This is a genomic window from Trichocoleus sp. AS-A1 (assembly GCF_039962015.1).
Lineage (GTDB): Bacteria > Cyanobacteriota > Cyanobacteriia > Cyanobacteriales > FACHB-T130 > FACHB-T130.
Genome location: NZ_JAMPKG010000031.1, coordinates 29699 through 50540 on the forward strand (window position 1 = coordinate 29699; position 20842 = coordinate 50540).

The 20842-nt window shown below is 46.0% G+C and carries 18 protein-coding genes; 9 read left to right on the forward strand and 9 right to left on the reverse strand.

What is annotated here, in order from left to right; translation table 11 throughout:
* Window positions 1-12: 12 nt before the first annotated feature.
* Window positions 13-3246, reverse strand: coding sequence for a CHAT domain-containing protein (locus NC994_RS20865; protein ID WP_190432209.1), 3234 nt, complete (start codon window positions 3244-3246; stop codon window positions 13-15).
* A gap of 557 nt (window positions 3247-3803) precedes the next feature.
* On the opposite strand from NC994_RS20865, the gene NC994_RS20870 reads away from it, so the two are divergent.
* Both NC994_RS20870 and NC994_RS20875 read left to right on the forward strand, forming a co-directional pair.
* Complete coding sequence (locus NC994_RS20870) at window positions 3804-4256, forward strand: PPC domain-containing protein (RefSeq protein WP_190413280.1); 453 nt, start codon at window positions 3804-3806, stop codon at window positions 4254-4256.
* A gap of 454 nt (window positions 4257-4710) precedes the next feature.
* A complete protein-coding gene (locus NC994_RS20875) occupies window positions 4711-5061 on the forward strand; it encodes a hypothetical protein (protein WP_199299425.1) in 351 nt (116 codons plus the stop codon).
* A gap of 72 nt (window positions 5062-5133) precedes the next feature.
* Here NC994_RS20875 and NC994_RS20880 read toward each other — a convergent pair whose 3' ends face one another.
* Entirely contained in the window at window positions 5134-5811 is a 678-nt protein-coding gene (locus tag NC994_RS20880; protein WP_190432211.1) for a uracil-DNA glycosylase family protein, read from the reverse strand.
* A gap of 183 nt (window positions 5812-5994) precedes the next feature.
* On the opposite strand from NC994_RS20880, the gene NC994_RS20885 reads away from it, so the two are divergent.
* Window positions 5995-7572 carry a Na+/H+ antiporter gene (locus NC994_RS20885; protein WP_190432213.1) on the forward strand — a complete coding sequence of 526 codons (1578 nt, stop codon included), beginning with the start codon at window positions 5995-5997 and terminating at the stop codon, window positions 7570-7572.
* A 242-nt stretch (window positions 7573-7814) separates the two neighbouring features.
* On the opposite strand, the gene NC994_RS20890 is transcribed toward NC994_RS20885, so the two are convergent.
* Entirely contained in the window at window positions 7815-9317 is a 1503-nt protein-coding gene (locus NC994_RS20890) for an NAD(P)/FAD-dependent oxidoreductase (RefSeq protein WP_190432215.1), read from the reverse strand.
* 197 nt (window positions 9318-9514) lie between these two features.
* Between NC994_RS20890 and NC994_RS20895 the strand changes: the two genes are divergently transcribed.
* Both NC994_RS20895 and NC994_RS20900 read left to right on the forward strand, forming a co-directional pair.
* The gene (locus NC994_RS20895; protein ID WP_190413288.1) at window positions 9515-10261 is read left to right on the forward strand and encodes a Uma2 family endonuclease; all 747 of its coding nucleotides are present in this window, start codon (window positions 9515-9517) and stop codon (window positions 10259-10261) included.
* A gap of 163 nt (window positions 10262-10424) precedes the next feature.
* On the forward strand, window positions 10425-10898 hold the full coding sequence (locus NC994_RS20900) for a GNAT family N-acetyltransferase (protein WP_190432217.1): 474 nt from the start codon (window positions 10425-10427) through the stop codon (window positions 10896-10898).
* Window positions 10899-11077: 179 nt separating this feature from the next.
* On the opposite strand, the gene NC994_RS20905 is transcribed toward NC994_RS20900, so the two are convergent.
* Together NC994_RS20905 and ribBA are read right to left on the reverse strand one after the other, a co-directional pair.
* Window positions 11078-12142 carry a tetratricopeptide repeat protein gene (locus tag NC994_RS20905; protein WP_190432219.1) on the reverse strand — a complete coding sequence of 355 codons (1065 nt, stop codon included), beginning with the start codon at window positions 12140-12142 and terminating at the stop codon, window positions 11078-11080.
* Window positions 12143-12436: 294 nt separating this feature from the next.
* Window positions 12437-14146: a bifunctional 3,4-dihydroxy-2-butanone-4-phosphate synthase/GTP cyclohydrolase II gene (ribBA, locus tag NC994_RS20910; RefSeq protein ID WP_347276545.1), complete on the reverse strand. Its 1710-nt coding sequence runs from the start codon at window positions 14144-14146 to the stop codon at window positions 12437-12439.
* 160 nt (window positions 14147-14306) lie between these two features.
* Between ribBA and NC994_RS20915 the strand changes: the two genes are divergently transcribed.
* Together NC994_RS20915 and NC994_RS20920 are read left to right on the forward strand one after the other, a co-directional pair.
* Window positions 14307-14528, forward strand: a complete 222-nt coding sequence (locus tag NC994_RS20915; RefSeq protein ID WP_190432221.1) for a helix-turn-helix transcriptional regulator — start codon at window positions 14307-14309, stop codon at window positions 14526-14528.
* Window positions 14525-15130, forward strand: a complete 606-nt coding sequence (locus NC994_RS20920) for a ScaI family restriction endonuclease (RefSeq protein WP_190432229.1) — start codon at window positions 14525-14527, stop codon at window positions 15128-15130. The genes NC994_RS20915 and NC994_RS20920 overlap by 4 nt, the downstream gene beginning before the upstream one ends.
* Here the strand turns inward: NC994_RS20920 and NC994_RS20925 are convergent.
* Window positions 15107-16006: a site-specific DNA-methyltransferase gene (locus tag NC994_RS20925; protein ID WP_190432231.1), complete on the reverse strand. Its 900-nt coding sequence runs from the start codon at window positions 16004-16006 to the stop codon at window positions 15107-15109. The two genes, NC994_RS20920 and NC994_RS20925, sit on opposite strands and share 24 nt — an antisense overlap.
* Before the next feature lie 478 nt (window positions 16007-16484).
* Here NC994_RS20925 and argC point away from each other — a divergent pair, with 478 nt between their 5' ends.
* Entirely contained in the window at window positions 16485-17546 is a 1062-nt protein-coding gene (gene argC, locus NC994_RS20930) for an N-acetyl-gamma-glutamyl-phosphate reductase (RefSeq protein ID WP_190413299.1), read from the forward strand.
* Here argC and NC994_RS20935 read toward each other — a convergent pair.
* The 3 genes from NC994_RS20935 to eno form a co-directional block, all read right to left on the reverse strand.
* A complete protein-coding gene (locus tag NC994_RS20935) occupies window positions 17520-17732 on the reverse strand; it encodes a hypothetical protein (RefSeq protein WP_190432232.1) in 213 nt (70 codons plus the stop codon). The genes argC and NC994_RS20935 overlap by 27 nt on opposite strands.
* Window positions 17733-17907: 175 nt before the next feature.
* Window positions 17908-18495, reverse strand: a complete 588-nt coding sequence (locus NC994_RS20940) for a hypothetical protein (protein ID WP_190432235.1) — start codon at window positions 18493-18495, stop codon at window positions 17908-17910.
* A gap of 110 nt (window positions 18496-18605) precedes the next feature.
* Window positions 18606-19895 carry a phosphopyruvate hydratase gene (eno, locus tag NC994_RS20945; RefSeq protein ID WP_190432237.1) on the reverse strand — a complete coding sequence of 430 codons (1290 nt, stop codon included), beginning with the start codon at window positions 19893-19895 and terminating at the stop codon, window positions 18606-18608.
* Window positions 19896-20141: 246 nt separating this feature from the next.
* Here eno and gloA point away from each other — a divergent pair, with 246 nt between their 5' ends.
* The gene (gene gloA / locus NC994_RS20950; protein ID WP_190432239.1) at window positions 20142-20573 is read left to right on the forward strand and encodes a lactoylglutathione lyase; all 432 of its coding nucleotides are present in this window, start codon (window positions 20142-20144) and stop codon (window positions 20571-20573) included.
* Window positions 20574-20842: the final 269 nt, after the last annotated feature.

The following is a 20842-nucleotide window of genomic DNA, read 5'->3' on the forward strand; positions in this document are numbered from 1 at the left end:
ATTTTGCATGGATTACCACGGGTTGCCAATCATCGTAAAAGCTGCCCAATAATAAGGATGAGATAAATTTTGATTCTCCAGCTTCGCGAGTTCGGGCGTTAGAACCACATCCCCTCTGGGAGTTTGCAGTTTACCTCCCTGTATTCGCACTTGCCCCTTCAGCATCGCTACCTGTGCTTGCCGCAGTGCCTCCACTCTCACGGAGGCTTTTTTCAATTCTTGGTAAAATTCCGTCATCAGTCCCAAGGTGCCTTGGTCGCTGACGTACCAAAGACTTGCCAGCGCTGATTTGACTCCTGCCTGCACCGCTAACCCAGCAAAACCCAGCTCCGCCTGCTCATCACCCAGCGCAGTGCGGCAGGCACTCAAGACTAACAAATCTACCGGCGGGTCATTCCACTCAAGCTGTGGCAGTTGGTTTAAGGACAGCTTCGTGTCCCATAGCTGAATGTAGGAGTTACTCGGATCTCCTGGTTCAAATTCTGCATGGGTTGCCAGGTGAACAATTCTAAACGGTTGTAGACGGCGCTGAGTCTTGAGATTCTTGAGAGTGAAAGCATTGTTGAGGAAGGATTTACCAGGCCACAACTCAGGTGTAATGATTGATAACTCGGTTGGCACAGCGGGAAGCGGGTCTTGGTCGGGAAATTCCGATGCTCCCATTGCCAAAACTTGAGAGTTTTTTAGGTTGCGTTGGAGAGTGTCCGTTAGGCTAAGACTGGGGATCAAGCTGACGCTGTATTTCTCCACCAGAAATTGTTGACCATCATATAAAGCTGCAAATGGTACAGAACGCAACCCACTATCGGGCACGAATACGAGATTTTGGATGCCTCTAGCTTGTAAATCGCCTTCTAGCGGAGCGATTAGCCACTGATACAGTTGCTTGGCTGAGGTCAGGTAGGTGGGAGTGCGTCTGATCCGAATGACTTCCTTGCGAAATTGCTCGGCGACTTTGAGAACTTGCGTTCGCGAAGCGTATGCGCCTTGCGCTCCTAGCACGGCTCCCGATAACCGCTTGCGGATGGGTGGACCCTCTGCCGTTACCAGCACTACTTCCAGCTCGTCGTGAGTGCTGACATCTGTAGAGGCTGGGGTTTCTTGCCCCTGCTGAGTGTTGAGTGAGAGAGATTTTTCATTCCCCTGGACTCTCCTACTTTCCTGCACTTCTGCTGCAATGGTTTTGGGAACAAAAGCAACATACATCAGCGCCGGCCTGACTCCCGTTTTTGTTTCAATTCTTGCGAGAGTCTGACGAGCATCAAGCAGAGAATTAACACGAGTGGGAAGATTATTAAGACCGAAATATTCGGCAAATTGACGGGTAAAAATTTCTTCGCGTTCGGTCACGACCGTGTCAATTTCAATGGCCGGGATATCCGGTGGGAGTTCTGTGGGTGGCTCCTCTTCTGGGTCGTCGATTAAGATTGTGGGATCGATTATTTGATCGGGATCGGCAGTAATTAATTGAATATTTCCCTGAGTGTCTGGCCCAGGAAAAGATTGGAAGGTCGAAATCGTGAATTGCCCATTGTTCAGCGCTCCGGCTGTCCCGTTTGTTGTTGGATTTCCAACTAAAAAAGGAACTAAATTATTGCCGCCACCGTGCTGGATAGCGATCGCGCCTCCTCCAATTCCTCCGGACGTAGAGATACTGGCAGAGATCCCATCTTGGTCTAGAAAAGTGCCCGTAGCTTTGAAAAATTGACCAGTTGCAATGTTAACGTTTCCCCCCACGCCATTCGTTCCCCCTTGGGCATTGATGGAGGCAACTTGAATATCTCCAAGCGGATCGAGGGTGACAGATCCCCCATTCCCAATTGCTGAACTAGAGTTGATGACTCCAGCGTTGATTTCGTTCAGAGCCAAAAGCGCGATCGCACCCCCGTTTCCAGCGTTGGACGAGGAATTGATAGAACCAGCAATATTAATTGTCCCTGTCGGACTATTTTTAGGTGCAACAATATTGTTAATTTTGTCAAGTGCCGAAAGAGTAATTGCACCTCCATTCCCAAGATTTGATGAAGAATTTAAAAAACTTTTAATGTTAATTGAACCTGCTGTACTCGTTAGAAAAATATTGCCGCCATTACCTGAATCAGAAGTTGTCAAAATCCCGTCTAAGGGCGAACTCAGGATATTAATATCCTTAAAAGCGGACATCGTTACAGAACCCCCATGTGCCCCTAAAAAAGTGGCAGAGGTATCGATTTTTCCGAGGACTGTAATGTTGTTAGCAGAAGCCAAATTCACAGAACTCCCCAGGGAGGGCAAGGAAGTTTTAGAAGTGGCTCCCTGCACCACGACATCACCAGCGTCTACCTGGATGTTAGCTCCAGACAGTTTCACCTCCCCAGTGCCGCTAACCGTTACTTTTGTCGCATTGTTAGCGCCTCCACCTGTGAGTAACTGCGGCAAAGAGAGAGGAGAAGCGATGGAGAGGGGGAGAGAAGGCGAGAGAGGTTGAATCTCTAAACTCAGCAGGTTTCCCGCCTGAGAAAGGCGAACCATCTTTTCACCTGGTACAGATGCAACCGCGATCTTCCCCCCAGGTGCCGAGAGATTACCGACGGAGACAACCGTGCCACCGAGTAGATTGAGATCCTGCCCATCTTTAACGGCTAGCTGTGCCTCGTTGACAATCGCTCCGGGAGTTTGAGGGGTGGCGAAGGCAAAGGTATTCGGCGTCCCTACCAGCGCCGCATAGCTATTAGAACCGATGGCATTAAACCATCCTGAGTCAAGTTTAATTCCAGTCGCTGTGGTAGCGGTGAAGCTTCCAGGTACGTTCAAACTGGCTCCTGCGCCAAAAACGATCCCAGCGGGGTTCATCAAGAAGAGGTTGGAATTGCCGCCAGAGACTTGGAGAAGCCCATTAATGACTGAAGGATCGCCCCCCGTAACGCGCCCCAGGATATTTTGAATGGAGGGGCTAGAAATGAAGTTGGCAATCTCACCTTGGCTAAGACCAAATTGGGTGAAGCTGTGGAACAAATTGGTCTTATCAGCGGATGTCGTGCCGCCTTGGATGTCATATTGGGTTCCATTGGGCTTCACAATGGTGCCGGTGCCGTCAGTCGCCGGGACGATCGATTGTGCCTGCACGCTCAGAAAGCAAACGGATATTCCCAACGCCAGATGTGGAAGGGCAAAAAGCAAAAAGGCGATAGATTTTGACCTTTTCCTTTTGACTTTTCCCTTTTGTCGTGCTAACAACAAATTAATTCTTTTGACAATTGATTTCATAAGGCCGCTCCTGAAAGGAAACACGTTCCTCAAGTCTTTAGATTTTTCAACGCTAGCTTTTGGGGCAACTTTTGCGCTAGAGGCAGTGTTGAAATGGCTACAGGCTTTTGTTTATAGTGTTTGGACAGTGTAAAGGGAGAAGTCCTCGCTCTGCGGTAAATTGCCGTATCGTCCTGTCCGTCAAAACTAATTAGGAAGGATATAAAAAGAATGGATTTCACCACCACTCAATCAATGAACAGGAGTTTGAGCGCCAACTCATCGCTTTTAGGAGATAAGCTAGTGAATTAGCCAGCTCCAGCCTGCCCATCTGGAGAAAGCTCAAGTCGGGCGGTAACACGGACAGAGCAATTACCGATCGGATTTTCCGGTTTCTTCCCAAGTGCCGGACTATCCACAAATTGCGTAAAGCAAAGCGATCGCTTCTATCGAATCGCTTCCGGGTGCCAAAGAAAGTAAAAAATAAATAGTAGAAACATTCTTTGTTTGGGAAGCGGTACACCCCGCCCCGCTTTCCCCCAACCCTCAAAAGGGAAGGGTGTCCAGCGGAAATTTTTATGACTGACGCTTTTGCCCTTAGATGGCACCGCACCCTGATTGTTCCTGCCACGCTGCTGGCTCTTTGTCTGACCACTATATCAGCCAGAGCGCAAAATAAGGTGTACAGCCCAATTCCTGTACCGGCAAACAACGAAGTTTCCGACACGCTGACTGAAAAAGATATTCCGACTGGTGAGGGAGGTTTTGCTCGTGATTACGTGGTGAGTCTGGATGCTGGAGATCAGGTAGCGGTTGACTTGATCTCTGATAGTTTTGACACGATTGTGACGCTGATGTCGTCGGATGGCGCTACTGTGGCGGAAAATGATGACGGTCCCGACGGCAGCACTAACTCGCTTTTATTTTCCCGCATTACCGAGCCGGGTGATTATATTATTCGGGTTCGGGCTTTTGGGGAAACAAGTGGCGGTTCTTTTAAGCTCAAGGTAACGCGCCTAAAACCAATGTGAGTAGAAAGCAGAAGTTTTGAGTTAGTTGAATTATAAGTGTTGAGTTTTAAATTTAAAAAAACACTCAATACTTATAATTCATGAGTCTCAAATCCGCTCAAAATTCAGGCTAATTTCTCAGGCAAATCTTAAAATACTTATCCGATCGAAGTTTAGCCAAACCATTAGAAATTCTTATCAGTTAGTAGCGGTAATGAGTCATCAGAGAATAGAGGGAAGGATTATGGAGAGATGGGTACATCTGAATTTTCGATGCGTTTGCCCTGTTTTCCAACCCAAGAGCGATCGCTAGTTATCTTGCCCCTAATCTTCTAAGTGCAAGGAACTAACAGAAATCCAAAATTTAGGGGAGACTAATTAACTTTGGTTCTGTGAAATTAGATTTTACAGGGTAGTCAAGGGAATCATCAATTCCGATATCGTCAATATTTATATTTATGAATTGAGGAAATCCATGAAATCACCTCTTAGAATCGACTCTTTGTTTTTTGCAGGAATTGGAATTTTTACTTTAGCCTGGTTTGTTTGCCATACCGAGAGTTATGTTCTGCCTTATCCTTTAATTGATACAAAATTACCTCTAGGCTTTTTAGAAGAAAAATTCTCCAGTATCCAATTAGGAATGGGCAAAGATGAAATTTTAAAAATCTTACCTGCTCCCGAACATAGCCTCGATCGGGAGAATTGGAGTTATGGTGTGGATGGTGCAGCTCTTTGGGGTGATTTTGCTTGGATTTCGTTTGAAATGTCTTTTGATAAAGAAGGCAAAGTAATAGGGAAAAAACGCTACATTAATCATGATTAACTGAATATATACCCCCTTTAAATAAATACACAGAGCGCTTTTCTCAACCATTCGATAGCTGGGGTTAATGTGTTACGGCACTATTTCAGCGAGGCGTTGCTGAAGTAGTTGAGGAAATTGGGCGTAGTATTTTTGATTGAGTGGGGAAGGATGAGGGAGTGGCAGTAGCATCACTGAACGTTGATGTATATTGCCTTGTGTGTCCTTCGCCTGAAGCGTAACTTGAATGCTGGCAGAGTAGCGATCGCTTCTTGCAAAAAACTGCTTCAATTCATCCTTAGCCGCATAAGGGGCAAACCAATTAAATGCTTCATTTCCCAAAGTGATAATTTTATCCCCTTGCCAATGCAATACCAATAATCGCTCTAAAAAGGGGCGAAATCGTTTTTTCACAGCCTCAGCGTATGCTTTGTTACCCGGTGGTTTGTAAGGCACGGTATTTGTCAGTAAAACGCGATCGAGGACAACTTGTAAATCGGTATCCTTATTGGGTTCGGTGGCTGCGATCGCACTGTACAAACCCCGACGCACAAAGCCACCGGCAGCACCGCAAAGCGGTTGACGTGCCCGTACTTCATCTTTTCCCAAATCGCGGGCAAAAAAGCATAGCTTGCTCTCTAGATTGCCTGCATAGAGAATTGGCTGCGTAGGCTCCAAACTCGCTGCCAGATACACAGGTTCATCAACGGGAAATGTTTCCCGTTGCGCTTCCTGCTGGATATCTGCAATTAACTGTTTAATGTCTGACATAACGTTTTATCTTACTTAAGATAGATGCAATAAATTATGTTTGTAAACACCAAATCTATTGAATGATACGATGTTGGCAATTTAAGAGACTATCCTATACAACGTCTAGATTAAAAGGCAAATTAAAAGCTACAGTGTTTTAACGACTAAGTTTTAACGACTAATTACGATTTGGAGTTTCCTATGGCGATAGAAACCACCCTAGATGAAGCTTCCATTAAGCAAAGCTTGGAGCAATTTCTGCTAGTGTTGTCTATTTCCTTGAGTGTGGCGACACTCTCGCGAATTTTCAGTTGGTTACGCCAAATTCCTTACACATTGCTGCTGGTAATTGTCGGGTTATTTTTAGCATTTGTAGATGTGCGGTTGGTGAATCTGTCGCCAGAATTAATTCTAGAGATTTTTTTGCCTCCCCTACTATTTGAAGCTGCTTGGAATATCCGTTGGCGAGACTTGAAAGATGATATATTTCCCGTCACTTTGTTTGCCATTGTCGGTGTCATCATCTCGGTTGTTGGTATTGCATTTCCTCTCAATTGGCTGACTGGACTTCCTCTTACAACTGCCCTCCTTGTCGGTGCTTGTTTATCTGCTACCGATCCCGTTTCCGTAGTAGCTTTGTTTCGGGAACTGGGTGCTGGCAAACGCTTAACAATGTTGATGGAGGGAGAGAGTTTATTTAATGATGGCGTGGCGGTGGTGGCGTTTACGTTGCTAGTGGGAATCCCCCTAGGAACCAATGAGTTTGCACTAGACACTACAGTTGCTAGTTTTTTAGTATTTGTTGGTGTTGGGATTGGAATTGGCAGCTTAGTTGGTTTTGGAATTTCCTACCTTACGCAACGTTTTGACTTGCCATTAGTAGAACAATCACTCACTCTTGTTTCTGCTTACGGCACTTATTTGATAACAGAAGAGTTGGGTGGTTCTGGGGTAATTGGGGTTGTCACGGTTGGTGTGATTTTGGGTAACTTTGGCTCTCGCATTGGCATGAACCCGCGCACCCGGTTATTGGTATCTGAATTTTGGGAATTTTTAGCATTTTTTGTCAATTCCATCGTTTTTCTTTTAATTGGCGATCAAATCCACTACTCGCGTCTAGTAGAGAATTTTAGTCTGATTGCGGTGACAATTGGGGCGGTATTGGTAACGCGAGCAATTGCCATCTATGGACTCAGTGCTTTGAGCAATTGGCTAGTTAAATCTCAAATAGGTTGGCGAGATCAAACAATACTTTGGTGGGGTGGTTTAAGAGGCTCAGTTTCAATTGCCTTGGCGGTAAGTGTACCCATTATCTTACCAGGAAGAGAGGAAATTATTGATATGGTGTTCGGCGTTGTGTTGTTTACTCTGTTAGTTCAAGGTTTGACAACTCAGTGGTTTTTGGAAAGATTAGGACTGATTGGAGATCAGCCGCTACGCCAGCAATATTCAGAGGCAATTGCCCGTCGCGTTGCCTTAAATCGAGTGTTGAATTATTTATTGGAAGCTGGCAAAGAATTAGAAATCGATCAGGAGTTTTATCGTTACGAGTTAAATCTGGTTCAAGGACAACTCAAGAGTATTGAGGAGGAAATTGAGAAGTTGCAAAATCAATATCCTCAGTTGCGAGCGCTTAATATGCAACAATTGCGAGAAAAACTCTTAGATATTGAAGCCGACACCTACGCTGAACTGATCCGTGCAGGACGTTTGAATAATCGACTCTCACCCGTCATGCAGGAAATTTTAACTGAATCAACAGAGGATGAAAGGGGCTAAATTGGGGGTGCGATCGCACCCTAAAAGAAAATCCTCTCTTTTCTAATTGCTCTATGATTACGATCGGGGGGCAATTCGTTTTTTTAATATATATTGTTGCTGTTTCTTGATACTCGTCACACCCATTTACTTTTTTCCCGCTTCACTAATCGCTTTTCTTCTAGCAATCCTACTTGAGTTGTGAGATGCTAGGCGGGGAGTATCGCCGCGAAGCCGACAATTAAGAAAGCTTAATTTGAACTTCAAATTTTTAATAACTTCGCCGTCTCTTGCGGCGTAACCAAAGTATTTGCACACAAAATTCCCGAAGCAGCAACAGCGGGAACGCCAATTCCTGGCATCGTACTATCTCCCACACGATACAATCCAGAAATCGGCGTTTGTGTGCCAGGAAATGTCCCTTGACCTGCTGCAATTGCAGGGCCATAAGTTCCCTGATAGCGGCGTAAGTAATAAGCGTGAGTTAATGGTGTACCAATAAGTTCTAATACAACGCGATCGCGTATATCCGGAATCACCCTCTCTAACGCACGGAATAGAGATTGCGATCGCTCTTTTTTCCTCTCCTCATACCCTTCATCTCGTTGCCATCCCTCATAAGGTTCTAATGTGTAGGCGTGAACTACATGATGTCCCTCTGGTGCAAGATTAGCATCCCACACCGAAGGGATAGAAATCATGCAAGTATTCCCCGGTTCAGTAATATCTTTACTCGCATCGTGAACTACCACATGATGTCCCGTCAGATTTTCCAAACCCTCAGCGCGGATGCCTAAATGTAAGTGCATAAAGCTGTCAACCGCTGGCGTTTCTAAAGATTGTTGACGATAAGACAGCGGCAAATCTTCTGGGCGCAATAACTTAGTATAAGTATCCCAAAGGGTAGCATTAGAAATTACAACAGGCGCATTAATAACTTCACCATTCTTTAACTTAATGCCTGTCACTTTGCCCGATTGGATTAGTATTTGCTCAACATGAGAATTTAATTTTAATTCGCCACCCCAACGCTTTAAACCGCGCACTAAAGCATCAACAATTGCGCCACTTCCTCCAACGGGATACTCGACACCAGCGCGAGAACGTTCTCCCAACATAAATGCCACTTCTGGGGCAATTGTTCCGTGCGCCTTAAGTCCAGAAAGTAGAAAACATTCCAAGTCAATTAAGCGCCGCACCCAAGGATCTCGTACCTCTCGATCCATCACATTACCAACAGAACCTTGGACGGTTTTTAGATGCGGTAGCAGTTTCAATACAGATGGTAAATATTTCCCCAAAACCACTGGTATTATCTGCCAATCTGCCCTTAAAGCAATAGTAGGAATCTCCCGCAGGGATTCGTAAAGAGGTAGCAGACGTTTTTCAAATTGTTCTAATTCTCTTGCACCTTGAGGCGTGATTTCAGCAACAGTTTGGCAATATCGTTCAGCATCGCTGTAAACGGGAAAGGTGCCTTCAGGAAAATGGTAATGTCCTAGGGGATCGTAGGGAACCGCTTGCAACGATTCTCCCAAAAGTTCTAACACTTGCTGTAATGGATTTAGACCGCTTCCAGGGGTGAGTCCGCAATAAAATGAGGGGCCAGAGTCAAAATGGAATCCCTGCCGAGAGAAACTGTGTGCAGCGCCACCAGCGATCGCGTGACTTTCGCACACTAGCACTCGTTTTCCGTAACGGGCAAGTAACGCCCCTGCGGTTAAACCGCCAATTCCGCTACCGATAACAATTACATCTAAACTCATGTTATGACAATCTCATTTAATTTATGAACACTATCTTTTTTAAACGAACCGCCTTAGCGTTAGCGAAGCCGTGCGCGTTAGCGCTTTAGACGCTGAGAACGCAGAGGAAGAGAAAAGAGATTATTCTTTAAATAAATTGGATTTATTTAGGGAGATTTATTGGATAATTATATTAATAGCTTGTGGAGCTAATCTTTATGGTACAGCACAACCCGGAAACTAGATTACCAACAAGTGCTGAACTTCCTTGTTCGGATGATACACCTGTGGATAACGAAGACCAGAATTTTATCCCGAATTTTCTATTATTCTTGCTGGAGTTCATTTGGGGTAATCGCCTTGACTGGTATTTTGGTGTAGATATGGGCATCTATCACACGACAGGCGTGAATCCAAGAGTACCCGTGGTGCCAGATGGATTTCTAAGTTTGGGAGTGGAACGGAGGAAAAACAATGGTTCTCGCTCCAGCTATGTTCTCTGGGAAGAAAATAATATTGCCCCCATTTTTGTCTTAGAAATTGTCTCTCACACTTATGGGGGAGAATACGATACAAAAATGGCAATTTATGCCAATTTAGGAGTGTTGTATTATGTAATTTATAATCCGAATTTCTGGCGGCGCGACCAGGAACAACCTTTTGAAGTTTACCGTTTAGTAAATGGGCAATATCAGTTACAAATCGGAGAACCATTCTGGATGCCAGAAATCGGTTTAGGAATTGGGCGATTTGTGGCTCAAGTCGGAGGCATACAGCGCGAGGTATTGTACTGGTACGATGCCCAAGGTGTGAGGTATCAGACAGGGGAGGAATTAGCTGAAATTGAGCGGAATCAGCGGGAGTTAGCACAACAGCAAGCTGAGTCGGAACGACAACGCTCAAATGAGCTGGCAGAGTTATTAGAGAGATATCGCGATCGCTTTGGTGACTTAACCCAAGGGTAAGGATACGGAATTGCTATCGAGCGCGATTGCTAAATCCATAGTTACCAGATAAGAGATAATCAAACCGAAGTGGACTGAGATTAGATTGAAAAAGTGGCTCTTGTAGAAGACCACTTTCAAGATTACTCTGACCGTAAAATAAGAATGAACCCGTATCGTGGTGATGGAACGAGAAATTTATATCAGAGAAGCTTTTCCAGAGGAAGATTCTCTAATTGCTCAACATTTTTATCAAATGTGGCTGGATAATCATGTTCCTTCTGATTCTATTGAGTCTGACTGGCTCAACATTACGCTCCAGTTTATAGAAGGCGCTCGAAAAGAGGGATGCTACAAAGCTTTTGTGGCGGAGATTAATGGAAGAGCGATCGCTTCAGCAAGTTGTCAGCTGTTTGCTGGTCTTTACCCGCATATCCTCAAACCGGAATCTCGCAAATATGGATACATCTGGGGAGTTTACGTTGAACCGCCTCACCGCAGACAGGGACTTGCCAAGAAACTTACGCTTTGTGCAATCGACCATCTAAAATCGCTTAACTGCACAAGGGTTATCCTACACGCCTCCCCACCAGGTAAGCCAGTCTACTCTAGTCTTGGCTTTAGCGAAAGTAATGAGATGCGGTTGGATTTGCTGTAATTAAAGAGACGTATGCTTACGCAGCGGCACACGATCTCTACCCTATCTCCTCTGAAAAAGGGTGTAGAAAATTCCAGCGGTGTTTGCGAAAAATAACAACCCTGACCGACTTTCACCTCAGAACGTGGTTGGGATCTGGCAGAAGATGGGCACTGGCTCATTTCGATGACGGAGGCGGTCTATTTTAACTGTCTCAGCAATTGCAATGCCTTTTGAGAGTCAGCGGTTAATCCTTGCTCGGAGAAAAGTCGCGCAGATGCTTGTAAATCCTCAATTGCGCCTCTAGCATCGCCGGTTTCGTAGCGCAGCAGCCCCCGGTTGCCATAAGCTTTAGCAAAGTTGGGAGAAATAGCGATCGCCTCGGTATAGTCGGCAATGGCTGCTTGAGGATTACCAATTTGCTGACGAGCGATCGCTCGATTGTAGTAAGCTGCTGCATTGTTGGGATCGCGCTGGATGGCTTGGTCATAATCCGCGATCGCTTCCTTGATATTTCCCAGCCGCCGCCGGACAATCCCGCGATTGTAATAAGCTTCTACTAGATTAGGGTTCAGACCCAGAGCCTTCGTAAAATCAGCGATCGCTTCCTGGGTTTCTCCCAGTTGAACGCGAGCATTCCCCCGATTCACGTAGGCGGTGGCATCCCTAGGCTGAAGCTGAATCGCTTTGCTGTAGTCCTCAACGGCTCCTCTAGGATTTCCTAGGGCACTGCGGGCGTTCCCCCGGTTGTAATAAGCGATCGCATTTTTCTGGTCGAGATTCAGCGCCTTAGTGTAGTCCTCAATTGCTTCCCGATACTTTTTTTGGTCGGCATAAACTACACCCCGGTTGAGGTAGGCATCGGCATTCTGGGGATTTCGCTTCAGCAACTCCGTATAATCTGCGATCGCTCCCTGATTATCTCCTAGCTTCCGCCTTGCCAACCCTCGGCTGTAGTAGGCTTTAGTCAGGTTGGCATCCTGGCGAATTGCAGCGGTGAAATCATTGAAAGCGCCGCTATAGTTTTCTTGGTTATACTTCTCCATCCCCCGATTGAATAATTCCTCTGCACTCGACTGAGCCACTATAAGAGTGCTAGGGAAAGAGTGCTGAGGAAAGAGTAGGGGCTGAGCCTGTGCATAGATAGCTGTCGTCCCTCCACTAAGTAAGGCGGCAGTTCCTATAACGGTGATAGCTTTATATCCGTAGTGCATCGCTTCATTACTAGAAATTACGGAATTAAGTAACTGGGTGACAATAAACATAACTCAATAAGCCCGTTCATCGTTGATTGTGCATGGTAATTTTCAATTTTCCATGAGCGATAAACAGTCCTATCCGTTAAGTTTATTTATCCCAATCTACTTAGACGCTCATCAAGTAAAAGCTCACAAACGTTAGCTGAAAACCTTCCTAACTCTACTCAGTCCTCAGCCCTAACTCTACTCAGTCCTCAGTCCTCAGCCCTCAGTCCTAACTCTACGCAGTCCTCAGTCTTAACTCTACTTAGCCCTAACTCTACTCAGTCCTCAGCCCTCAGTCCTCAGTCCTAACTCTACTTAGCCCTCACCACTCTGAAAGCTGTAGATTTTCTGGGTTTCTAACTGATGGCAAACTGACGAAGGCAGGGTACTTGCGGGGAAGTTCTGCCGGTCTAGCTGGATTTGTAAGCCTGTCAGGGGGTCTATTCCCGTCGAAACCATAAATTCTAGATATTGCAACTGAGGCCACGCACTCAAAGCATCCAGAATTTGCGCGATCGCTCGCACATAAGGATGTCCTGTCTGCTGATACCAATCCGGTGACGCCAGATTGGGTTGGTCAAAACCTAAGTGAACGGTTAACGATGGCGTGCCGAACAGAGCGATCCCAACAGGTCGCGTTTCTTCCTGCAACAACAAATCGTGAGTTTTTGCCAAATGCCGTAGTTTCTCTAATCGTTCGTAGCGCTTTGTGACTGACTCCGGCTCATCCTGCCAGTGCAGCGCTACGGTGATTAAATACGTTTGCAACAGCATATGACCCAGCTTTTTCGCTTTGGTCGCTAGATAGATGGAATTATAATCATTCGCCTCAATCAACAGCGGCACCCGATCCACCACCTCTAAGCCATAACCTTTTAAACCTGCAATCTTGCGGGGATTATTCGTGATCAGGCGAATTTTTTTCACTCCCAAATCGTTGAGAATTTGCGCCCCCACCCCGTAATCCCGCAAGTCAGCAGGGAAACCTAAGCGCTCGTTTGCTTCGACGGTATCCAGCCCCATGTCTTGCAACGAGTATGCTTTCAATTTATTAACCAGCCCAATTCCCCGTCCTTCTTGGCGCAGGTAAACCACAACCCCCGACCCGGCATTCTGAATCATTTTTAGCGCCGCTTGCAACTGCATTCGGCAGTCGCAGCGCATAGAACCCAAAGCGTCACCCGTGAGGCATTCCGAGTGCATCCGCACCATCACTGAGTGGTCTGAGAACTCGGCTGGGTCTCCCTTGACAATTGCGACGTGTTCGGATTGATCCAGGCTGTTGCGGTAGGCGTAAATTTGAAAATTCCCAAACTGAGTCGGCAGTTCAGCAATCGTCTCGCGGCAGACAAACCGTTCGTGGTTGAGGCGGTAACTAATTAAGTCAGCAATGCTAATAATTTTCAGTTGGTGAGTCTTGGCGTACTCGATTAACTCTGGCAACCGCGCCATCGACCCATCGGGATTTTGAATTTCACAGATCACCCCAGCCGGGTACAATCCCGCCAATCTTGCCAAATCAACACCGGCTTCTGTATGACCGGCTCGTTTCAGGACGCCTCCTTCCCTCGCCCGCAAGGGGAAAATGTGACCGGGACGGCGCAAGTCATTCGGCTGGGTTGCTGGGTTAAGGGCGACTTGTATCGTCACCGCCCTATCCTCCGCTGAGATGCCGGTACGAACTCCCATATTCGGTGCGGCGTCGATGCTGACGGTGAAAGCAGTTTGGTTGCTGTCGGTGTTGTTGCTCACCATCAACGGCAGATCCAGTTCGTCCAAGCGATCGCCTGTCAGCGCCAGACAAATCAAACCCCTTGCATTTACCGCCATAAAATTAATCATGTCGGGCGTGGCGAACTGAGCCGCGCCAATCAAGTCGCCTTCGTTTTCCCGGCTCTCATCATCTACTACCACGACCACCCGCCCAGCCTTCAGGTCTGCCAAGGCGGCGTCAATCGCGTCAAATTTAAACGGTTGGGTTGAAGAAGCGCGATTTTGCGCGTCTTTGCTTTGAGACAATTCCACAGATTAATTAGCGCAATAAACCATAGATCCAGTATCTCTTTTTGAGAGTAGCCTGTGGGCAGCCCCCAGCGGCGCGATCGCGCGAATTCGACGGCGACGCTCAAATTGATACTTATCGTCTGTGGAATAATAGGCATCTGAAGCATCATCCTTTCTCCTAATGGTGACAAATCCTGAGCTAGAAAAATTTGGCGATCAAGTTCGGCAGTTGAGAAAGGCTCGCGGCCTTTCTCAGGAAAAACTGGCAGAACTAACAGATTTACACCGCACATACATTGGTGGTATTGAGCGGGGTGAGAGAAATGTTGCCTTAGTCAATATCGTCAGATTAGCAAGAGCTTTGCGTGTGTCACCAAGTGAATTGCTTAAAGAAATTGAATGAATAACTCTCCCTACGAAGGGCTTTTAGTTCAAGAGTGGCAAGCCAAGACTCTAGAGCTGATAGACCAACACCCACTTGACCCTAATGAAATTTATGAAGTTGTAATTCAAGTATGGAGTGAAATTTTTCAATCAAGTATAACCAGTAGGGGATATAAAATTGGAGTAGACTTTTTTCCAAGTCCGCAAGTTTTAGGGTCGTTTTTACACGATCTCATACCATTAGAATTTGCCTATAGATATCCGCAAATCTGGCGCATTCAGTCAAATAAATACGAAAAAGACTTGGTTTATGTACCTGATGACTACTTCTCGATAGAGATTAAAACATCCTCTAGCAAGCGAAATACATATGGTGATCGTAGCTATACTCAAAAAAGCTCCACTGTAAATCCAGGAACTAAAACAAAATCAGGTTATTACCTTGTAATTAACTTCCAAAAATTAATTATTAGTTTATTAAACCCACAAATCAATTTAGTTAGATTTGGATGGCTGGATCTTGATGACTGGAAAGGACAAAAGTCACAAACTGGTCAGCAAGCCAATCTAAGACCTGAAGTAGAGCGTTACAAACTGTTAAAAATACCGCTCCAGACATAACTCCTCATCTGAATTTGAAGAATTATCTAAAGACAAAGACAATTGCGCTTTACTGGCTTTATTTCTACTTAGAAAATTATCAATCCTATTGGCAGCAACTTCACAGTATTCTTTTTGAATCTCGAAACCAATAACGGGGCGTTGTAAACTTAAAGCAGTAACGGCAGTAGTACCCGATCCCATAAATGGATCTAAAACAATCTCGTTTAAATTGGATGCAGACTTTATTATTCGCTCAATTACAGCAATTGGAAATTGCGCTGGATGAGAAGTGCGTTCTTTTGAGGCTCTATTTTGACCAGATGTAACTTTAGGAAATTCCCATACATCAGTAGGATTTTTACCTAAAACATTTACTTTAATTTTACCGTTCTTTTTTTGATTTGGATATTTTACATTTGGATCTCGAACATCATCAAGATTAAAAGTATATTTATCGGGATTCTTGACATACCACAAAAATTTCTCGTTTCTTGGTGAAAAAAACTTAGTTCCTGCCACTCCAGCACCATAGTTCCAAACAACTTCTTGAATTAAATAGAAGGGAATCCTATTCCAAAGAAGATATGAAATAGGAATCGCTTTAGCACGAGTTGGAATGGACAAATAGCCCAAGTTTAGCCAAAAGGCACCACTTGACGATGTAATATGGTGAACCTTAACTATCCACTTTTCACACCAATTTAAATATTCATCTAGTGGTAGCGGTTTTTCATACTCTTTCCCAATGTTATAGGGCGGGCTTGTGACTGTTAAAGCAATGCATTCCTTTGGCAATTTTTGCATTGCTTCCAAACAATCAATGTTATAAATCAGGCAGTTTGGAGCCTGAAAGTACGGTTTGCCCAAAAGTCTAGTCACATCAGTCGAAAACATAAGATGCCGCCACAAAAATATTCAATTCAATGATACTTATAGTGTTCACAATAGAAAACGTTTTGTCAAGTGTGTCATGATATTGATTTATAACGCTAATTAGACCACGCAGCACCGCCCAAAATATCAATTGGAGCGGTGCTTTTCTATAAGGATAAATTCCCAAAAGAGTCGGTCACTCCCCGAACAGTTGCTCTAGCCAACCTTGCATTCCCCGCAGCTAACCTTGTAACCCTAAATGATGACGCTGATATTTCTACCACCAAATCTTGGTTTTAATACTACAATGCAGCAAAAGTCGCTTTCAGCCATCAGCTTTTAGCAGGACTGAGGAATAAGCAATGACAAAGAAATTCTATTCAGCAACCATTAGGGACATGGCAATGCCGTATCCTGATCGCTCAGTACTGACTTTGGTTGACTGCGCTTTGCTGACCGCTGAGCGTTTAAAATTTAAACTTTTTAGGGAACAAGCATCATGGGTGATTTAGGGCGCGTGCCTGTTGGAATTGTTGGCGCGTCAGGCTATGGTGGTGTGCAACTTGTAAGACTCTTGATGGAGCATCCAGGAGTCGAACTGGTTTACCTAGGTGGTGAGAGTAGCGCTGGAAAGTCCTTTTCTGACCTTTACCCCCATTTAGGTCATCGTGTTGACTTAAAGATAGAACCGCTTGATTTAGATACCATTGCCAACCGCTGTCAAGCCGTTTTTCTCTCTTTGCCCAATGGTCTTGCCTATCAGATGGCACCGACGCTAGTGGCGAAGGGGTGCAAAGTGCTGGATTTATCCGCCGATTACCGATTTTCCAACCCGGAAACCTATCAAGCTTGGTACGGGGGAGAACGTCAAGACCGAGAACTCGCAACTACGGCGGTTTACGGCTTACCGGAACTATACCGCGATCGCATTGCCGACGCCCAGTTAGTGGGTTGCGCTGGTTGCTACCCCACCGCCAGTTTGCTAGCACTCTCGCCGCTACTCAAGCAAGGGTTAGTCTTACCAGAAACTGCGATTATCGACGCCAAATCTGGCACCTCCGGCGGTGGACGGCAAGCGAAAACCAATTTATTGCTGGCTGAGGCAGATAATACGCTAGGAGCTTACGGTGTTGGCGGACGGCACCGACATACCCCCGAAATTGAGCAAGTTTGTAGCGATCTCGCCGGTCACGAAGTTACAGTGCAGTTTACCCCTCACTTGATTCCAATGGTGCGCGGGATTCTCGCAACCGTTTATGCCAACTTGCGCGATCCGGGGTTAGTGCGAGAAGACTTAATTACCATCTTTTCAGCTTTCTACCGTGCTTCGCCTTTTGTGAAAATATTACCAGGCGGCATCTACCCTCAAACGAAATGGGCTTGCGGGACTAATCTTTGCTATATCGGCATCGAAGTTGATCCCCGCACGGATCGGGTCATTGTCATGTCAGCGATTGATAATTTAATCAAAGGTCAAGCTGGTCAAGCTCTCCAATGTCTCAATTTGATGCTGGGTATGGAAGAAACCCTAGGTTTACCTCAACTCGGTTTTTACCCGTAGCGATCGCCTTTTAGATTTTTGGGTGTTGAGTTGGATGGCTGAGGGATCGTTTTTTCGGAGTCGTCGAATGAGCGGCTGGTGTTGGCAATCAGAGGGGCTTACTGAAGTTAGCTGCGACGAGAAAAAATTTGACGCGATCGCGCGACTCAGTCGCAGCCCAATAAAATATTGGATCGCTAGGTACATACCAAAAACCCGTTTTCTAGTCTAGAAAACGGGTATCTAAAATAATTGGCTGGCAAACAGCGATCGCTGGTCGTAGTATTTATTCACCCCTAATTCCTGGTGTAGGGGCATGGCACAAACACGCCCCTACAAAATGTGAATGAGTTTATGTGAAAAAATACTCCAAATGCTTTGATTACGGCACTAATTGAAATGAGCCGAAAAACTTTTGAACATCCTTGGTATTTGAACCAAGCGTACTGACTTGATACAGCCGCTTGTTCACCAGAAAAATCCGACATTGACCAATAGAACCGTCCGAATCTTTATACTTAATTTCTCTGCCGGGACTTCCATGCAGTGAAATTGGGCGCTGAGCGATTAACTTCGCGCCATCCGTTATATAACCCTCAGTCGCCGCATCCAAGAGTTCTTTAGCCTCTAGCCGATCGATCTCGTTGGCAAAGTCAGCATAGGAGACTAAAAAGACACCATCCGGCGTAGCGGCTGTAAACAAATGCTGCTCAACGTCGCCTTCTTCAGCTTTTTCGGTATGTGTTTCTTCCTCTGGGGTTCCCGGCATTAGCACCACAAAGCCTCCTTCAGAGGAAGAAAACTCCTGCCAATCCTCTTGAGCGTCTGGCGTCGTTTCAGCAGCGCCGATGAGCTGACAGTTATTACAGGGTTGGATTTGAAGTAATGGTCTAACTGCTTCGGCGCGGACGGCTGCTGACACGGACAGGGGAGCAAATAGGGTGGCGATCGCCAGGATTTTTAGTTTCATGTTGAGTTGTGCAAAAGTCGGTCAATCCTTTTATAGACAACAGACAAATTGACTGAATTCCTGAACGAGCCACCCGATTATCTGGCACAAACTGCCCGAATTAATCCGCTTTAGCGGGGGCCTAGCCCAATCGTAGCCGCATAGACGGCGCGATCGCCTAATTCATCTTCAATTCGCAGCAGTCGGTTGTACTTCGCCACCCGTTCACTGCGACAAAGCGAACCTGTTTTAATTTGTCCGGCTCTCGTGGCTACGGCTAAATCGGCAATCGTGGTGTCTTCAGTTTCGCCGGAGCGATGGCTGATGATTGACCGGAATCCGTTGCGAGTAGCCAGTTCAATCGTTTCCAGGGTTTCCGTAAGAGAACCAATTTGATTGAGTTTAATCAGGATCGAGTTCGCTGCGGCTTGCTCGATGCCTTTTTGCAGGCGGATGGGGTTGGTGACAAACAAATCGTCGCCGATGAGTTGAACGCGATCGCCCATTTTCTCTGTTAAGAGTTTCCAGTTTTCCCAGTCTTCTTCGTGCAGTCCGTCCTCAATTGAGACAATCGGATACTGTCCCACCAACTTACCCAGATACTCAATAAAGTCAGCCGGGGAATGGGAGGAGCCATCGTAGACATACTGCCCTTCTTTATAGAACTCACTGGCAGCAACATCTAGCGCCAGCGCCACGTCTTCTCCGGGTTTATAGCCAGCCTTCTCAATCGCCGCCACCAATAGTTCCAAAGCTGCTTGATTGGATTCTAAATTAGGAGCAAAACCGCCTTCATCGCCAACGCCAGTCAGCAAGTTTTTGTCCTTTAAAACTTTGCTGAGAGCCGCAAACACCTCGGCACCCCATCGCAGCGCTTCTTTAAATGAAGACGCGCCGACCGGCACAATCATAAACTCTTGGAAATCCACGTTATTATCCGCGTGGGCACCGCCATTGATCACGTTCATCAACGGCACCGGCAGCACATTCGATAAGGGACTCCCAAGATAGCGATAGAGCGGCAATTCCAGAGCCGCCGCACCTGCTTTGGCGGTTGCCAGGGAGACGGCGAGGATGGCATTTGCTCCCAAATTCGATTTATTTTCCGAGCCATCCAGCTCAATCATCGTGCGGTCAACCAAAACCTGATCGAGCGCATCCATCTCCAACAACTCAGGAGCAATTTTCTCCTCAACATTCTGGACGGCTTGGAGGACGCCTTTGCCACCGTAGCGGCTGGCATCCTCATCCCGCAATTCGTGGGCTTCAAAAGTCCCTGTAGAAGCGCCGCTGGGAACCTGAGCCAATCCCATCACACCGTTGATCAGATAGACTTCGGCTTCCACTGTGGGACGCCCCCGCGAGTCGAGAATTTCACGAGCCACAATGGCGTCGATGGCAGTATCTGGCGTGTTAATCATTCCGTTTCACCCTTCAGTAGCAAAATTGCAAGTGTCTCACACATCAGCAAACCTTAGATAGGCTTTTTAGCCAGCTGGTTATAGCGGTGGTCATCCCTTGTCGAAAACACCTAGCGTGGCTGAATGTAATATGGTTTCTATGGTGGCGTGGGTTGTTGTGTAAAGATCCCGATCGGGGATTGAAATAGAATACGTCCTGAGCGGACACTCAAACGTCATATTAAAAAGGAATTCGGGATCAAAACGATGCGAATGCTACATACGATGTTGCGAGTCGGCAACCTAGAAGAGTCTTTGAAATTTTACTGCGACGTGCTGGGCATGAAGTTACTGCGTCGCAAAGATTATCCGGATGGGAAGTTCACGCTGGCATTTGTGGGTTACGGTGACGAATCTGACCATACAGTTGTGGAATTAACTTACAACTGGGGCGTAGAGCAGTATAACCTGGGAGATGCCTACGGTCATATAGCTCTTGGCGTTGATGATATTTACGCCACCTGTAACGAAATTAAGGCGCGTGGCGGCAAGGTGTCGCGGGAACCGGGGCCAATGAAGCATGGTTCGACGGTGATTGCCTTTGTGGAAGATCCGAATGGCTACAAGATTGAGCTAATTCAGCTAGGAACTCAGGGATCTGCCCAAAAGCAGGAAACGGCTGAAGCAGCAAGTCGGTAGGTTTTAAAAGTAAGCGATCGCATATTTCTAAACATTTGAGACGTGCGATCGCAGATTTCCTTTTAACGCCGATCAAGTTAGAATTTTTGATCCCAAATTCCTTTTTAATATCAAGACCGTGAGGCGTAATTTTGAAGCCGATAGCCCCCTTAATGTGGAGGCTACAAATTACCATTGCACAAATGAAAGTAAAAATACCTAAAAATCCAACCCCTATTAGAGGCAAGGATTTTCAGGTTGCTGGTTCCTAATAATTGAAATTGCAGATA

Excerpts from the sequence above, each read along its gene's own strand:
- NC994_RS20870 (WP_190413280.1), top strand. The coding sequence starts at position 3,804 with ATGACTGACGCTTTTGCCCTTAGATGGCACCGCACCCTGATTGTTCCT.
- NC994_RS20935 (WP_190432232.1), bottom strand. The coding sequence starts at position 17,732 with ATGTACCTAGCGATCCAATATTTTATTGGGCTGCGACTGAGTCGCGCG.
- NC994_RS20915 (WP_190432221.1), top strand. The coding sequence starts at position 14,307 with ATGGTGACAAATCCTGAGCTAGAAAAATTTGGCGATCAAGTTCGGCAG.
- gloA (WP_190432239.1), top strand. The coding sequence starts at position 20,142 with ATGCGAATGCTACATACGATGTTGCGAGTCGGCAACCTAGAAGAGTCT.
- eno (WP_190432237.1), bottom strand. The coding sequence starts at position 19,895 with ATGATTAACACGCCAGATACTGCCATCGACGCCATTGTGGCTCGTGAA.
- NC994_RS20900 (WP_190432217.1), top strand. The coding sequence starts at position 10,425 with ATGGAACGAGAAATTTATATCAGAGAAGCTTTTCCAGAGGAAGATTCT.
- argC (WP_190413299.1), top strand. The coding sequence starts at position 16,485 with ATGGGTGATTTAGGGCGCGTGCCTGTTGGAATTGTTGGCGCGTCAGGC.
- NC994_RS20925 (WP_190432231.1), bottom strand. The coding sequence starts at position 16,006 with ATGTTTTCGACTGATGTGACTAGACTTTTGGGCAAACCGTACTTTCAG.
- NC994_RS20920 (WP_190432229.1), top strand. The coding sequence starts at position 14,525 with ATGAATAACTCTCCCTACGAAGGGCTTTTAGTTCAAGAGTGGCAAGCC.
- NC994_RS20940 (WP_190432235.1), bottom strand. The coding sequence starts at position 18,495 with ATGAAACTAAAAATCCTGGCGATCGCCACCCTATTTGCTCCCCTGTCC.
- NC994_RS20865 (WP_190432209.1), bottom strand. The coding sequence starts at position 3,246 with ATGAAATCAATTGTCAAAAGAATTAATTTGTTGTTAGCACGACAAAAG.
- NC994_RS20875 (WP_199299425.1), top strand. The coding sequence starts at position 4,711 with ATGAAATCACCTCTTAGAATCGACTCTTTGTTTTTTGCAGGAATTGGA.
- NC994_RS20905 (WP_190432219.1), bottom strand. The coding sequence starts at position 12,142 with ATGTTTATTGTCACCCAGTTACTTAATTCCGTAATTTCTAGTAATGAA.
- NC994_RS20890 (WP_190432215.1), bottom strand. The coding sequence starts at position 9,317 with ATGAGTTTAGATGTAATTGTTATCGGTAGCGGAATTGGCGGTTTAACC.
- NC994_RS20880 (WP_190432211.1), bottom strand. The coding sequence starts at position 5,811 with ATGTCAGACATTAAACAGTTAATTGCAGATATCCAGCAGGAAGCGCAA.
- NC994_RS20895 (WP_190413288.1), top strand. The coding sequence starts at position 9,515 with ATGGTACAGCACAACCCGGAAACTAGATTACCAACAAGTGCTGAACTT.
- NC994_RS20885 (WP_190432213.1), top strand. The coding sequence starts at position 5,995 with ATGGCGATAGAAACCACCCTAGATGAAGCTTCCATTAAGCAAAGCTTG.